The organism is bacterium (genome assembly GCA_020440705.1).
Taxonomy (GTDB): domain Bacteria; phylum Krumholzibacteriota; class Krumholzibacteriia; order LZORAL124-64-63; family LZORAL124-64-63; genus JAGRNP01.
The window spans coordinates 26,624-40,772 of the sequence record JAGRNP010000003.1; the positions used below are offsets into that span (position 1 = coordinate 26,624).

Consider the following 14,149-nt stretch of genomic DNA (forward strand, 5'->3'; position numbering starts at 1 on the left):
GAAGGCCCCGAACCATGGGACTGAAGGATTCGATCCAGCAGGTTCTGGCCAGGTTCTCGGGGGCACCGACCGCACCGGAGGTGTCCCCGATTCCCCCCGCGGGCGGCGCGCAGGATGCGCCCGGCCCGGCCGAACTGGCCGCCAACTTCGCGGCCCTCGAGGCGAAGCTCGGCTACGAGTTCCGCGACCGCACCCTGCTGGGCAACGCCCTGCTGCACCGTTCCCATATCCACGTCACGGGCCAGGATCGCGAGCAGTCCAACGAGCGTCTGGAATTCCTGGGCGACGCCGTTCTCGGCCTGGTAGTCAACGAGGATCTCTACAACCGCTACCCCGACCGCTCCGAGGGCGATCTCACCAAGATGAAGTCCCTGCTGGTGTGCGGTGCCCGGCTGTCCGAGGTGGCCACGGAGGTCGACCTGGGCGTCCACATCCGCATGAGCCGCTCCGAGGCGGCCACCGGCGGGCGGCAGCGGTCCAGCATCCTGGCCGACACGACCGAGGCCCTCATCGGGGCCGTCTACCTCGACGGCGGCCTCAACGCGGCGAGGGCGGTCATCCAGCGGGTCGTGCTGCGGGGCAGCGAGAAGGTCCTGGCCCGCCGTTCGCTCCGCAACTACAAGAGCCGACTCCAGGAACTCATCCAGTCCCGCTACAAGAGCCCGCCCCGGTACAAGGTGATGAAGGTCGACGGCCCGGATCACGACCGGATCTTCCAGGTGTCCGTCACGTTCAACGGCGAGGTGCTGGGTACGGGCGAGGGACGCAACAAGAAGACCGCCGAGCAGCAGGCCGCCCAGGTGGCCCTGGAGACGCTGGCTGCCCGCGGGGAACTCGTCGACGACGACCAGGATTGAACGACCGGGCGCGCGCCAGCCTGCCCCTCACCCCAAAGCGAGGACGACCCCGTGCCCGACTTCCGCATCCGCCTCCTTCCCGGAGTCTTCATCCTGCTCGTGACGGGCCTGGTCGCCGCGGGCCCCGTGGCGGCCCGGTACGCGGCCACGGCGGCCGACACCGCCCGTGGCACGCCCGACGAAGACGTGCCCTACGGGGTGGCAGCAGGCTACATCGTGGGCCACAAACTGCTCGAGGAGGGCAGCGCCAAGGAGGCGCTGCCCTATCTGCACATGGCCTACCGGGCGCAGCCGAAGGTGATCGACATCGCCATGGACTTCCAGGAGGCCCTCGCGGCCGAGGGCTACGTCAAGGACGCCCTGCAGGTGATGGACCTCCTCATCACCGACCATCCGGACTCCCTGGGCTTCCTGGTCAAGCGGGCCAACCTGAATCTCAAGGCCGGCAAGGCGGAGGAGGCCCTGGCCGATCTCCGGCGCCTGCGGGCCGAAGGGCGCGTCGACTTCGCCATCATCGACGCCGAGGCTTCGATCCTGGCCGCCACCGGCGAGACGAGCCAGGCCCTCGACGTGTATCGCGACGGGCTGGAACTGCTGCCCGCCGACGGTCCCGACATCTACCTGGGCATGGTCGGTGTCCTGCAGAAGGCCGAACGGCTCGACGAGGTGCCCGACCTCCTGGAGCAGGCCCTGGCCGACCATCCGGACGAGCCGCGCCTGTGGCTGCTGAAGGCCCGGGTCGAAGCCGCCCAGGGTCGTCACGACGCGGCCGTGGCGACGGCGCGGGCGGCCGACACCCACTTCGCCACGCTCCTCGTGGCAGGCGCTCCGGATCCCGATCTCGAACTCGATGATGCGGCGACCGGTGCGGCCCGCCCGGCCCCCCCGGCCGGTTTGCCCGCCGATTCGTTCCTCGTCGAACTCGCCGACTTCTACGCGCAGCGCGGCCAGCCCGACCAGGCCCTGGCGATCCTCGAACCGCTTTCCGCGGCCGGGGAACTGCGGCTGGCGCCGAGCCTGTGGCTGGCTCGGCTGCTCCTGGGGACGGGACGGTCGGAAGAGGGCGCGGCCCTGGTCACCGACATCCTCGGTCGCTGGCCCGATTCGGGCCGGGCGTGGTATCTGCAGGGCAAGGTGGCCGAAGGGGCCGGGGACTGGGAAGGCTCGCTGCCGGACTATGCCCGGGCCGTGGAGAAGGCGCCGCGCGACGCCGAGATCCGCATCGGCTACGTGCGCGCCATGCTCGTGGCCTGGGAGCGGGACCTCGCCGCCGCCGCACCGGATACCTCGGCCCAGACGAAGCTCGAGACCTTTCGCCGTCACGTGATGGTCGCTTCGACCCTCGTTCCGGACGAGGACCGCGGCGGCCAGCTGGTGCTCGGATACGCCTTCAAGGCGCTGCGGGACTACGAGCGGGCGGCGTGGCGCTTCGGTCTGGCGGCCGAGAGCGACGAACTGCGCCTCGGCGCCCTGCTGCAGAAGAGCATCTGCCACGACACCCGGGGCGAGGAGGAGCAGGCCCGCGCCGATCTGGAAACCCTGCACCGGGAATTCCCCCGCAACCCCGAGGTCGCCAATTCGCTCGGCTACTTCTTCGCCGAGAAGGGAATCGAGCTGAAGCGCGCGGCCGAGCTGGTGGAGATCGCCCTCGCCGCCGAGCCGGGCAACGGCGCCTATCTCGACTCCATGGGGTGGATCCACTACCGCAACGGCAACTTCGAGCGGGCCCTCGATTTCATGATCCAGGCCGTGAACGTCCTGCCCGACGATCCGGTCATCACCGAGCATCTGGGCATGGTCCTCAAGGCGCAGGGGCAGGCGGGGGAGGCCCTCGACATGCTGCGCCGCGCCCTGGCGCTCGGGGGCGACCGCGAACGGCTCCAGGCGGTGATCGCCGAACTGGAAAACGCCGCGGCCAAGGACCGGCCGTGACCTCCGCCGGGCTGCTCGTGGTGGCGGCGGCCCTGGCCACCGCCGCGCCGGAGGCGGACGGCACTCGCGCGGGCGAACTGCATGTGGCGGGCTACACGGCTGCGGCCTGGGGGCATGCGGTGGCGGGGGCCCTGGTCTGGCTCGACGACGGGAACGGATCGCTCCGGGTCGAAGTGGCCCGGGGCGGGCCGGCGGCGCCGACGCCGGCGGCCGTGGCCGACCTCTGCGCGTGGCGCGGTTCGGGCTGGACCCTGGTGTGCGGCGAGAACGGCGAAGGCACGTTGGCCCCATGGTCCGAGCCCTGGCGCCCGGTCGCCGCCGGTCTGAGCCAGGCGGTGCGGGCGATCGCGGCGGCGGTCCACGCCGGCCCCGGCGACGACGTGGGTCGCACCGGGCGTCCCTGGCGGGCGGCCCCTCCCGCGCGGCGCGAGCAGCGTCTGGAGGTCGCGAATCTGGTCGGAGACGCACCGCGGGCGGGCTGGCACGGACTGGTCGGCGGCACCGGCTGGGGGCGGGGGCGGGCGGGCGAAATCCTGGCCCTGGCCTGGCTGGTCGGCCCCGACGGCTCCCGGTCCCGGCTGCAGGTCCGCGCCAGCGGTCGTCCGGGCGCGCTGGAACTCGTCCCCGACGCCTCCCGGGCCGTCCGCTACTACGATCCGGACGCCTTCATCCCGCTCTGGCCACTCGCCGAGTCCCTGCTCGTCCCCGCCCGCGGGTCTTCGCAGCCATGATTTTCGGGAACCGGCGCCGCCCGGAGGGGTTTGCTGCCCATGCGGTTCCGTCCGTCAGGTCAACCGGAGGAGAAGACGGTGAACGTTTCGCGAGATGAATTCGTGCAGGGAAGCCCGAGCGCACGCCGGGCCCACTTTGCCGAGGTCCGCGACGAAGACCTCATCGTGCTGGTCCAGGAAGGCCAGAAGAAGGCCTACGACGAGCTGGTCTCGCGCTACAAGGGGCGCCTGTTCAGCTTCATCCTGCGGATGGTCAAGGATCCCGATCTGGCCGAGGAACTGACCCAGGAGACGCTCATCCGGGTCTACATCCACGCGGCCAAGTATCGGGAGATCGCCAAGTTCTCGACATGGGTCTTCACGATCGCGACCAATCTGGTGCGCAACAAGATGCGCCAGCGGTCCCGCCGGCCGTACATGCTGAGTCTGAACCCGGCGCCCGACGAGGACGAGGCCCCCATCGACCCGGCGGATGCCGAGGCCGACACGTCCGAGCGGATCCACCGCTCCGAGCTGGCCGAACTGATCAACGCGGCGACCGTGAAGATCCCGGAGAAGTACCGGATCCCGTTCCTGCTGCGCGAGGTCGAACAGCTCAGCTACGAGGAGATCCAGCAGGTGACGGGACTGAAACTGGGTACGGTCCGCTCGCGGATCAACCGGGCCCGGACCCGATTCCGTCAGGCGATCAAGCCCATGTTGCGGAATGAAACCCTCCTGGCGGAGCTCGAGGAGATCGAGGCTCGCGCCGCCCAGGAGAAGGACGACAACCAGGACAGCTAGCGTGGGCGCACGCGGAGGATGAACATGAGGTGCAACAAAGCCAGGGAATTCGTGAGCCAGGAGCTCGATGCGATCCTGCCGCCCGACGCCACGGGCCGTCTGCGGGACCATCTGGACGCCTGTGCCGACTGTCGCGAGTACCGCGAGGACCTGCTCGTGGGGCAGCGGCTCTTTGCCGCGACCGAGCCGACCCTCTCCGAGAATTTCGAGTGGAAGCTGCAGCTGCGCCTGAACCGGGCCCTGCAGGAAGCCGCCGGGGAAGTCCGTTACCCGTGGCAGGATCCGGAGCCGGACCGGTGGCACTGGTGGCGCAACTTCGGCGCCTCGACGGCTGTCGGCCTCGCGGCGGTCCTCGCGTTGGCCATGGTCTTCGGACCGGTCGAGCGGGTGCGGCCGAGCGCGACGCGCACCGCCGGGCCGGCCATCGCGACTTCCAATGCGGATCGCCTGCCCCTGTTCCAGCCGGGCAACGGCGGTCTCTACCAGCCGGCGGCCCGTCCGGTATCCCTGAACCAGCGCCCGTCCACGGGGACCCGTTTCGTGGAGACCGGCTGGACGGGCACGGCGACCGAGGATCTCAAGACGATCCGGCGGTTGCGGGACGAGAATCGTCGCCTGAGCAATCTTTTGATCCAGTACCAGCGTCAGAACGAGCGGTTGCGGGCGCAGCTTGACACGAGCGGCACGAGGGCCCTAGATCTAGGTCAGGAGCAGTAGAACCCGACCCCGCGCCCAGGAGACCAGGTGCCGATGCGTGGCAACGCGAATGCGATCGTGACGAACGTGATGCTGGCGGCTCTCCTGTGGGTGACGGGCTGCGGCATCGACAAGGAAAAAGGGATCCTCATGGCGGCCGGGTCGTATGGCGACCTGGCCGTCGTCGTCAACGACGACTCCATGCGGCCTCTCGCCAACCGTTTCCTCGCCGAGTTCAACACCGAAAAGGTCTTCGTGATCAAGCCGGAGACGGTCTTCCGGCCCGACATCTTCGGGCCCGACCGCTGGGAGATCGCCAAGGGCTACAAGAACGCCCTCTTCCTGATCCACATCGGGAGCGGCAGCGCCGAAAAGGAAGCCCGCAAACTCATGTCGGCCGATGCCTGGGAGCGGATCAGCGCGGGAGGCGGGGGCGTGGTGCAGGTCAAGGACCCCTGGTCCACCTACCAGCACCTGGTGGTCGTGGCCTCGCGCGACCGCAACAGCCTGGGCAGCATCCTGGCCCGGAATCGCGAGAAGATCCGCGAGATCTTCGACGAGACCAATCGCGACCGGATCCTGCGCCGCAATCGTCACGACGGGCTGCGCCTCGATCTGATGGACCGCTATTGGCAGGAGTTCGGGTTCTTCCTCGAGATCCCGGGCGAATACAAGCAGAACCAGGACCGGCCGGACGGCTTCCCGGGCCTCGAACTCATGCGCACCGGTCCGTCCCGCGGGATCACGATCAGCTGGCAGGACTCCGCGGACCCCGTGCGGGACGTGGCGAATTTCGCCCTCCTGACCCGGATGCGGGAGGAGATGGGCGCCCGGATGCACGACGAGGAGATCGTCGCCGAGACTCTCGACTGGGACGAGGCCGTCATCGGCGGCGTGCCCGGCGTGAAGCTGGAAGGCGCCTGGAACAGCACCCGATTCGTCGGGGGAGGCCCCTTCTGGTGCTACTTCATCCCCGACGAGAAGCACGGCCGGATCTGGTGCATCGATCTGCTGGCCTACGCTCCGGGTATGGACAAGATGGACTTCTTCCGGCGGCTCGACGCGGTGGCCAGCACGTTCTCCACGCGTCGGCCCCAATCGTGACCCCGGACGACCCCACGGGAACCGGATCGCCTCCGGTCCAGAGGTGCAATGAGATGACGAAGCGATTCCTGCCCACTGCGGCCGCCTGGTTCCTGGCGCTGGCCGTTCTGGGCGCCGGTCCGGCGGCGGCCCAGAGCGACCGTCCGCCGAGCGAGACGGGGCGCCACAAACCGGTGCCGAAGAAGGTCGAACCGCAGCCCGAACGGAGTCTGCCCGGGCGCGCGACGCCGTCGCGCTGGTCCGCCGGCCTGGCGTTCGGGATGGTTTCCGGCGGCGACCTCTGGCATGTGGAAACGGTCACCGAAGTGGCGGTGCCCTGGCAGAGTCTGGTCCGGTTCACCTCCGAGCGGTTCAACGCGGCCCTGGACCAGAACTTCGGGCTGGGGGTCTACGTGACCCGCCGGATGAATGACCGCTGGTCCCTGCGCGGCGAAATCGGGACCTCCCGCGTGGACGTGGCGGCCGAAGCCCTCCAGGGGCAGCAGGGCGCCGTCTTCCTCTACGACCGTTTCAGCATGACGAGCATCGCGCTGGCGGCGGAGATCCGGCTCGTGCGCCTGCCCTCGCATCCCTACCTGACAGCCGGTCCGGTGCTGCTGCTGGTCGATTCGACCCAGTGGGACGACCTCGATCAGACCCGTCTGGGAGGTCGGCTCGGACTGGGCTACCTGTATGCCGCCTCGCCCGAGTTCAGTCTGCGGGCCGAGGCCCGCTACAGCCGGGCGAGTTTCGATTCGGGAGATTTCCGGCCGCAGGCCGAGGAAGGCTACGCTCCGGAGATCACCTTCGAGCCCGACGCGAATCTGAACCTCTTCGAATTGGTTTTGGCGGTAGAGATGAATTTCTGAGGGGTTGAGTGGCCGGCTGTCTCCGGACGAGGACAATCCTGGGGAAAAGGGGGTTTTTTCTTTCACCCGCAAGGGTTTCGATCTATATTACCAAACTGCGTTTTTCGGCAATTGCGGGGATGAATAGCCTTTCCCAGGGGATTTGAATGAGCAACGTCATCGCGGTGGTCAACCACAAGGGCGGCAGCGGCAAGACCACGACGGCCATCAACCTGGCCGCCGGCCTGACCCGGTACAGCGAGGTCACCTCGTCCTGCCTGGTCATCGACATGGATCCGCACGGCAGCGCCACCAGCACCCTGCTGGGCAAGCTCGACGGCGAGCCGCCGGCCCGGAGCATCTTCGACGTCCTGCGCCGGGCGATCACGCCCCAGGACGGCATCGCTTCGACCATCTACGACGAGAACATCGACATCCTGCCGGCGAATCCGTCCCTCGAGTCCATGGCCAAGACCCAGATCACCGATCGGCTGGCCAAGGTCGTCCAGAGCGTGGCCACGTCCTATGGGTGGATCATCATCGACACCCCGCCGAACCTCGGCGTGCTGACCCAGAATGCCCTGGTCGCCGCCGACTATGCCCTGATCCCGACCCAGTGCAGCGGCCTGGCGGTGCCTACGCTGCGCCACATGAAGGAATTGATCGACAAGATCAAGGAACGCCAGAACATCTGGCTCGACGTGATGGGTGTCCTGCTCACCCAGAAGGACGGCCGCACGCCGCTGCAGAAGCAGGTGCGGCGCGAACTGGGCAACGTCTTTCCGGCGGGCGACATCTTCAAGACGATCATCACGACGAACATCAAGATCGAGGAGGCCCCGGCCAACTTCCAGAGCATCTACGCCTACGACTCGGGGTGCCTGGGCGCCAGCCTCTATCGGGACTGGATCAAGAAGGAATTCCTGAAGAAGCACCAGAAGCTCGAAAAGGCCAAGGTGGAGCGTCGCGAGGCGATCGAGGCCGGTCGCGACATGATCGAGGAAGAGGCCTAGCCTGCGTCGAGGCCCCTGACGAAGGGGTTGGTGGTCCGCTCGTGCCCCACGGTCGTGTCCGGACCATGCCCCGACACGACGACCGTTTCATCCGGGAGCGTATAGATGCGCTCCCGGATGCTTTTTTCCAGGGTGGCGAAGTCGCCGCCGGGCAGGTCGGTGCGCCCGACCGAGCCGTGGAAGAGGCAGTCGCCCACCAGGGCGTGCAGGGGCGACATCCCATGCAGGACGAGCATCAATTCGCCCGGGGAATGTCCCGGAACGTGGCGCACCTCGATCTCGCCGCCGGCGAAGGGGACGCGGGCCCCGTCCTCGAGGTCGGCGGACGTGCGCGGCACACGCGTCCGGGGGAGCCCATAGCCCGCCTGGAACTCGGGCAGGCGGGCGATGATGGGCACGTCGTCGGGGTGGCAGCGCAGCGGAAGCGGGTGGACATCCTGGATCTCGGCGGCGGCCCCCACGTGGTCCAGATGGCCATGGGTGGCCAGCAGGGCGACGAGCCGGGCGCCGGACGCCTCGATCCGCCCCAGCAGGCGGGGCGCCTCGTCGCCGGGATCCACCAGGATGCATTCGGGCCCATCGGGCCCGTCGCCGGTCAGCAGGACGGCGTTCATCCGGAACGGTCCCACGGGCAGGACCTCGAGTCGCCAGTTCTGGTGCGTCACGTCGCTTCCTCCTGGTGAAACGGCCCCGGCGTGGGCCGGGGCCGTCTGGACATCCGCTGCGGATCCGCCTGGTTCGCTACTCCTCGTAGTACTCGCGGCCCAGGTGGGTGATGACCTCTTCGCCCATCATCCAGCGCAGGGTGTTCTTCAGCTTGGTCTGCTGGATGAACAGGTCGTGCTCGGGATTGAGGCCCTCGAGGTGGACCGGGCTCTTGAAGTAGAAGCTCAGCCACTCCTGGATGCCGCCCGGCAGGCCGGCCCGCGCGCCCAGGTCGAGCAGCAGGGCCATGTCGAGCACCAGGGGCGCGGCCAGGATCGAATCGCGGCAGAGGAAGTCGACCTTGATCTGCATCGGCATTCCGCACCAGCCGAAGATGTCGATGTTGTCCCAGCCTTCCTTGTTGTCGCCGCGGGGCGGATAGTAGTTGATCCGCACCTTGTGGTAGAGGTTGCCGTAGAGGTCGGGGTAGAGCTGGGGCTGGAGGATGGTGTCCAGCACGCTCAGTTTCGACTCCTCCTTGGTCTTGAACGACTCGGGGTCGTCGAGGACCTCGCCGTCGCGGTTGCCCAGGATGTTGGTGGAGAACCAGCCGGAAACGCCCAGCTGGCGGGCCTTGAAGCCGGGGGCCAGGATGGTCTTCATGAGGGTCTGGCCCGTCTTGAAGTCCTTGCCGCAGAGGCCCGAACCGGTCTCCTTGGCCAGCTGCTCGAGGGCCGGCACGTCGGCGCTCAGGTTGGGCGCGCCGTTGGCGTAGGGGACACCCATCTTGATGGCCGCGTAGGCGTAGATCATGCTGGGCGGGATGTCCTTGTGGTCGTCCTTCAGTCCGGCCTCGAAGGCGGCGAGGGTCTGGTGGACCTCGGAGCGCTTCATGAAGATCTCGGTCGAGCCGCACCACACCATCACCAGGCGGTCGCAGCCCTTCTCCTTCTTGAAGTTCTCCATGTCTTCCATGACCTGCTGGGCGAGCTCCCACTTGGTGCCCTTCTTGACGTGCTTGCCCTCGAGCTTCTTGACGTAGTACTGGTCGAAGACGGCGGTCATGGGCTTGATGGCGTCGAGCTCGGGCTTCAGCTGCTCGAGGAGGTCCTTCTCGAGGACGCCGGCGTTCAGGGCGGACTCGTAGACCGAGTCGGTGAAGATGTCCCAGCCGCCGAATTCGATGTCGTTGAGGTCGGTCAGGGGGACGAAGTTCTTGACCAGGGGCTGGCGGTCCTCGGTGCGCTTGCCCAGCCGGATGTGGCCCATCTGGGTGAAGCTGCCGATGGGCAGCCGCAGACCCTTGCGAATGGCGTGCACGCCCGCGATGAAGGTGGAAGAGACGGCACCCATGCCCGGCGTCAGGATCCCGAGCTTGCCGGTCGCGGGCTGGATCTGCTTCTTGTCTGCCATCTGTGTAGCTCCTCTCAGGGCGTCGCGCGCCCTCCGCTCTCTGGTGCCGCCGAAACGGCCTGAATCCGGGACGCGATCACCGACCGGGGCGGCAACGCCGCACCCCATCCGACCGCAGGCGCCCGGGGGCTGGTTCTTCAGCGGGAATGTATGCGACACGATAGGATTCCGGTCTCTTGAAGGCAAAAGAAAGTTTGGGCGACCTGATGACATGAAAAAAAATCGTTTTCAGGGTGGACTGGCCGTTTGAGGTCTGATATACTCCTTCTCGTTGACGGTCTGCTTCGGCTTCTCGCCTCCCTGCCTAGCCGGACGGCCACAGCTCCACAGGAAAGGTCCGAATGGCCCAAAGCTAACGCGTTCAATGTCTTTCAGCCCCAAAAACAACAACTTTGCTCTGCAAAGGGAGATTGTGCACCATGAAGGAAGACGCGGCAGCTTTTGCGGTTGTTGACGGCGACTTTGCGCTATCATCGCCCAAGCTCTTCATTCCCGCGGACACCACCCGGTACTACGGGTCCCTGGGCTACGTGAAGCGATTCGTCGATCTCACGTTGTCCTGCCTGGCCCTGCTGCTGGTTGCGCCCGTCATGCTCCTGATCGCCATCCTGGTCAAGCGGTCCAGCCCCGGGCCGGTGCTGTTCGTCCAGGAGCGCCTCGGCAGGGATGGAAAACCTTTCAAGTTCTACAAGTTCCGCTCGATGGCCCACAATTCCGACGACGCCATCCACCGCCAGTTCGCCGCCATGTTCATCAACGGCGACCAGGACGGCTGCACGGAGTCGAACGGGGGCGAAGAGGTCTTCAAGCTGAAGCAGGATCCGCGGATCACGCCGATCGGCGGGTTGCTGCGCCGCACCTCCCTGGACGAGCTGCCCCAGCTGTTCAACATCATCCGGGGCGACATGTCGCTGGTCGGCCCGCGGCCGCCCATCGCCTACGAGATCGAGAACTACCAGCCGTGGCACATGGAGCGGCTGAAGGCCATTCCCGGGCTGACCGGCCTGTGGCAGGTCAGCGGGCGCAGCTCCGTGTCCTTCGAGGAAATGGTCCGGCTGGACGTGCGCTACATCAACGAGTGGACGCCCATGCTCGATCTGAAAATCATCCTGAAGACCCTTCCCGTCGTCCTCAGGGGCACCGGAGGCTACTAGCCACCCGCCAGCATCCAGGACCGGGCAGCCGAAGAGAGCTTCGTGTTGTCCGGTCCTCTGCGCATCCGGGCCGGCTATCGAAACGGCATGCTCAATGCCTCAAGGCCTGCTCGATATTGACGATAGAACGTTTTTGGGGATCGCCCCGGCGGTTCCCGGCTCGCCCAAACGTGCTGAAGGAGACGCGACATGATCAAGACCGGTGTGATCGGATGCGGATACTGGGGCCCGAACCTGATCCGGAACCTGAACGCCCAGTCCGAATGCGATCTGGCCTACATCTCGGACCTGGATGAGGCCCGCCTGAGGCAGGTGGGACTGCTGTACCCGGGCACGACCAAGACCACCGACTACACGGAGATCCTGCGGGATCCGGAAGTGGAAGCCGTCATCGTGGCGACGCCCATGTCGACCCACTTCAAACTCGGTATGGAGGTCCTGCAGGCGGGCAAGCATCTCTTCCTCGAGAAGCCCATGGCGACCCGGAGCGAGGACTGCCGCGCCCTGAACGCGGAGGGCCGCAAGCGGGGCCTGACGGTGATGGTCGGCCACACCTTCGTCTACGCCCCGCCGGTGAGGAAGATCAAGGAACTGCTCGACGCCGGCGAACTGGGGGACATCTACTACGTCAACATGGCCCGGGTGAACCTCGGCATCTTCCAGAAGGATGCCAACGTGATCTGGGATCTCGTTCCCCACGACGTGGCCATGCTGAACTTCCTGCTGGGCGAAGATCCGGTGAGTGTCTCGGCGGTCGGGAACTGCTACGTGCAGACCGATCTCGGCATCGAGGACGTGGCTTTCGTGACGCTCCGCTATCCGGGCGGCACCATGGCCAACATCCACGTCAGTTGGCTCGATCCGAACAAGATCCGCAACTGCACCTTTGTTGGCAGCAAGAAGATGCTGGTCTATGATGACGTCTCGGTTTCGGAGAAGATCCGGGTCTACGACAAGGGTGTCGACGTGCAGCCGCACTACGAGACCTTCGGCGAATTCCAGCTCATGTACCGCAGCGGCGATGTCTTCATCCCGAAGCTGGATTCGGTGGAGCCCCTGAAGGCCGAGACCGGCCACTTCCTGGACCTCATCAGGGGCCGGACCACGCCCAAGAGCAGCGGTGTGGACGGGCTCAAGGTCGTCCAGGTGCTCGAGGGGGCCTGCCGCTCGATCCAGGAGAAGGGCCGCCAGATCGATCTGGTGTACGGCGACTGATCCCCCGCGGGATCGGCGAGACGGAGCGCGCCGCGTGACGAAGCGAACCGCCACAGCGACGGACGCGGCGACCCGCCCCCTGCGGGTGGCCATGATCGGCCAGAAGGGCTATCCGCCCATCCACGGGGGCATCGAGAAGCATGTGGCCGAGCTGGCGGCGCGCCTGCCCGCCCTGGGCTGCGCGGTGGACATCTACAGCCGCCCCCATTACAGCCAATGGAACGGTCCGGCGGACCTGGACGGTGTCCGGGTCCGCCGCCTGCCATCGGTGCCGACGAAGCATCTGGATGCGATCTCCCACACCATGATCGCGACCGCCGATGTCCTTTGGCGGGACGTGGACATCGTGCACTACCACGCGCTGGGGCCGGGGTTGCTGGCCGGTGTGCCCCGCGTTCTGGGGCGCAAGGCGACCGTCGTCACCGTACATGGCCTGGACTGGCAGCGCGACAAGTGGGGCCGCTTCGCGAGCTGGGTGCTGCGCGTGGGGGAGAAGGCCAGTGCGGCGATCCCGTCCGCCACCGTGGTGGTCTCGAAAGCCCTGCGGGCCCACTACCTCGAGCGGTACCGGATCGCGACCCACTACATCCCCAACGGCATCGTCCCGCCCCGCTACCGCGAGCCGGCCGAGATCCGCGCCCTGGGCATCGGGCGCCCCTTCGTGCTTTTCGTGGGGCGCCTGGTGCCGGAGAAGGGATGTCACCTGCTGCTGGAAGCCTGGCGGGCGCTGCCGTCGCCTCTGCGGGAGACGTTCGCCCTGGTCGTCGCCGGGGATGCCGGGTTCACCACCGACTACGTGGCCGCCCTGCGGCGCGATGCGCCCGCCGGCGTGCATTTCGTGGGATACGTCCATGGCCCGGTGCTCGAGGAGCTGTTCAGCAACGCCGCCGTGATGGTGCTCCCGTCGACCCTCGAGGGCCTCTCGATCACCCTGCTCGAGGGCATGAGCTACCAGCGATGTTGCCTCGTGAGCGACATTCCCCCGAACGTGGAGGCGGCCGGTGGCCATGCCCTGCTCTTCCCCAGCGGCGATGCCGGGGCGCTCCGCGATCAGCTCGCCCGGGCCCTCGGCGACGAGGGGTTGCGAGAGCGGCTCGGGGCGGCTGGACAGGTCCACGCCATCGAGCACTACAGCTGGGATCGGGTCGCCGGCATGACGGCCGCGGTGTACGGCGAAGTCCTTGGCCGGTAACGGAAAATCCCTCAACTTTCGGTTTGACATTCCCGACTTCCGGCATTATCTGTAGGAGCCTGTTCGAGCGGGCATAGCTCAGCTGGTAGAGCACTACCTTGCCAAGGTAGCTGTCGCGAGTTCGAGTCTCGTTGCCCGCTCCATCTCGAGCGGGGAGGATCCGGGATCCTCCCCGTTTTTCTCGCCGGGAGGCGGCCCGGGCCGGGTTGACACGGCCGGTGGCATTGGCCATACTTGGCGGAGCATTGGGATCGGGGCGGCATAGCCAAGTGGCTAAGGCGACGGTCTGCAAAACCGTTATCCCCAGTTCGACTCTGGGTGCCGCCTCCACCCTCAACCAGCCTGCGGGCTGGTTTTTTCGTGTCCGCAGCTTTCCTCGCGAGTCGGTCTCCGCGTCGCTCCCTTTGGCGCCGGCCCGGCAGCGGGATCTGGCCGATTGACAGGTCCGGATCCCCTCCGCATTATCGCCTCAATGCCGGTGCCGGGATGGCGAAACTGGTAGACGCAAGGGACTTAAAATCCCTCGGAGCGTTGCTCCGTGCCGGTTCGATTCCGGCTCCCGGCACCACACCGTCCGCGCGGCCCCG

The 14,149-nt window shown here is 67.1% G+C and carries 13 protein-coding genes and 3 tRNA genes; 14 read left to right on the top strand and 2 right to left on the bottom strand.

The genetic code is table 11. The annotated features are described in order from the left end of the window. Positions 1 to 14: 14 nt before the first annotated feature. The 8 genes from rnc (at position 15) to KDM41_01090 (ending at position 7,943) form a co-directional block, all read left to right on the top strand. On the top strand, positions 15 to 857 hold the full coding sequence (gene rnc / locus KDM41_01055; protein ID MCB1181998.1) for a ribonuclease III: 843 nt from the start codon (positions 15 to 17) through the stop codon (positions 855 to 857). Positions 858 to 908: 51 nt separating this feature from the next. Further along, entirely contained in the window at positions 909 to 2,789 is a 1,881-nt protein-coding gene (locus KDM41_01060) for a tetratricopeptide repeat protein (GenBank protein MCB1181999.1), read from the top strand. Further along, a complete protein-coding gene (locus tag KDM41_01065; protein ID MCB1182000.1) occupies positions 2,786 to 3,520 on the top strand; it encodes a hypothetical protein in 735 nt (244 codons plus the stop codon). The genes KDM41_01060 and KDM41_01065 overlap by 4 nt, the downstream gene beginning before the upstream one ends. Before the next feature lie 78 nt (positions 3,521 to 3,598). Beyond that, entirely contained in the window at positions 3,599 to 4,303 is a 705-nt protein-coding gene (locus KDM41_01070; protein MCB1182001.1) for a sigma-70 family RNA polymerase sigma factor, read from the top strand. A gap of 24 nt (positions 4,304 to 4,327) precedes the next feature. After that, entirely contained in the window at positions 4,328 to 5,020 is a 693-nt protein-coding gene (locus tag KDM41_01075; GenBank protein ID MCB1182002.1) for a zf-HC2 domain-containing protein, read from the top strand. 33 nt (positions 5,021 to 5,053) lie between these two features. Beyond that, the gene (locus KDM41_01080) at positions 5,054 to 6,103 is read left to right on the top strand and encodes a DUF4837 family protein (GenBank protein ID MCB1182003.1); all 1,050 of its coding nucleotides are present in this window, start codon (positions 5,054 to 5,056) and stop codon (positions 6,101 to 6,103) included. 53 nt (positions 6,104 to 6,156) lie between these two features. Next, a complete protein-coding gene (locus KDM41_01085) occupies positions 6,157 to 6,951 on the top strand; it encodes an outer membrane beta-barrel protein (protein MCB1182004.1) in 795 nt (264 codons plus the stop codon). Positions 6,952 to 7,097: 146 nt separating this feature from the next. Next, the gene (locus KDM41_01090) at positions 7,098 to 7,943 is read left to right on the top strand and encodes a ParA family protein (protein MCB1182005.1); all 846 of its coding nucleotides are present in this window, start codon (positions 7,098 to 7,100) and stop codon (positions 7,941 to 7,943) included. Here KDM41_01090 and KDM41_01095 read toward each other — a convergent pair. Both KDM41_01095 and KDM41_01100 read right to left on the bottom strand, forming a co-directional pair. Continuing rightward, a complete protein-coding gene (locus KDM41_01095) occupies positions 7,940 to 8,608 on the bottom strand; it encodes an MBL fold metallo-hydrolase (protein MCB1182006.1) in 669 nt (222 codons plus the stop codon). The two genes, KDM41_01090 and KDM41_01095, sit on opposite strands and share 4 nt — an antisense overlap. 76 nt (positions 8,609 to 8,684) lie before the next feature. Continuing rightward, the gene (locus tag KDM41_01100) at positions 8,685 to 10,001 is read right to left on the bottom strand and encodes an inositol-3-phosphate synthase (protein MCB1182007.1); all 1,317 of its coding nucleotides are present in this window, start codon (positions 9,999 to 10,001) and stop codon (positions 8,685 to 8,687) included. Between the two features lie 419 nt (positions 10,002 to 10,420). Between KDM41_01100 and KDM41_01105 the strand changes: the two genes are divergently transcribed. The 6 genes from KDM41_01105 to KDM41_01130 all read left to right on the top strand — a co-directional run bounded on the left by KDM41_01105 (position 10,421) and on the right by KDM41_01130 (position 14,130). Next, the gene (locus KDM41_01105) at positions 10,421 to 11,155 is read left to right on the top strand and encodes an exopolysaccharide biosynthesis polyprenyl glycosylphosphotransferase (GenBank protein MCB1182008.1); all 735 of its coding nucleotides are present in this window, start codon (positions 10,421 to 10,423) and stop codon (positions 11,153 to 11,155) included. Between the two features lie 189 nt (positions 11,156 to 11,344). Continuing rightward, positions 11,345 to 12,370, top strand: a complete 1,026-nt coding sequence (locus KDM41_01110; protein ID MCB1182009.1) for a Gfo/Idh/MocA family oxidoreductase — start codon at positions 11,345 to 11,347, stop codon at positions 12,368 to 12,370. A gap of 34 nt (positions 12,371 to 12,404) precedes the next feature. Then, a complete protein-coding gene (locus tag KDM41_01115; protein ID MCB1182010.1) occupies positions 12,405 to 13,562 on the top strand; it encodes a glycosyltransferase family 4 protein in 1,158 nt (385 codons plus the stop codon). Between the two features lie 67 nt (positions 13,563 to 13,629). Then, positions 13,630 to 13,705 (top strand) — tRNA-Gly (locus KDM41_01120). A 112-nt stretch (positions 13,706 to 13,817) separates the two neighbouring features. Continuing rightward, a tRNA-Cys gene (locus tag KDM41_01125) sits at positions 13,818 to 13,892 on the top strand. A 150-nt stretch (positions 13,893 to 14,042) separates the two neighbouring features. Beyond that, positions 14,043 to 14,130: transfer RNA gene (locus tag KDM41_01130), tRNA-Leu, on the top strand. Positions 14,131 to 14,149: the final 19 nt, after the last annotated feature.

Bases quoted from the DNA above. Each gene is read 5' to 3' on its own strand.
- KDM41_01075 (MCB1182002.1), top strand. From the start codon at position 4,328: ATGAGGTGCAACAAAGCCAGGGAATTCGTGAGCCAGGAGCTCGATGCG.
- rnc (MCB1181998.1), top strand. From the start codon at position 15: ATGGGACTGAAGGATTCGATCCAGCAGGTTCTGGCCAGGTTCTCGGGG.
- KDM41_01090 (MCB1182005.1), top strand. From the start codon at position 7,098: ATGAGCAACGTCATCGCGGTGGTCAACCACAAGGGCGGCAGCGGCAAG.
- KDM41_01085 (MCB1182004.1), top strand. From the start codon at position 6,157: ATGACGAAGCGATTCCTGCCCACTGCGGCCGCCTGGTTCCTGGCGCTG.
- KDM41_01105 (MCB1182008.1), top strand. From the start codon at position 10,421: ATGAAGGAAGACGCGGCAGCTTTTGCGGTTGTTGACGGCGACTTTGCG.
- KDM41_01110 (MCB1182009.1), top strand. From the start codon at position 11,345: ATGATCAAGACCGGTGTGATCGGATGCGGATACTGGGGCCCGAACCTG.
- KDM41_01080 (MCB1182003.1), top strand. From the start codon at position 5,054: ATGCGTGGCAACGCGAATGCGATCGTGACGAACGTGATGCTGGCGGCT.
- KDM41_01100 (MCB1182007.1), bottom strand. From the start codon at position 10,001: ATGGCAGACAAGAAGCAGATCCAGCCCGCGACCGGCAAGCTCGGGATC.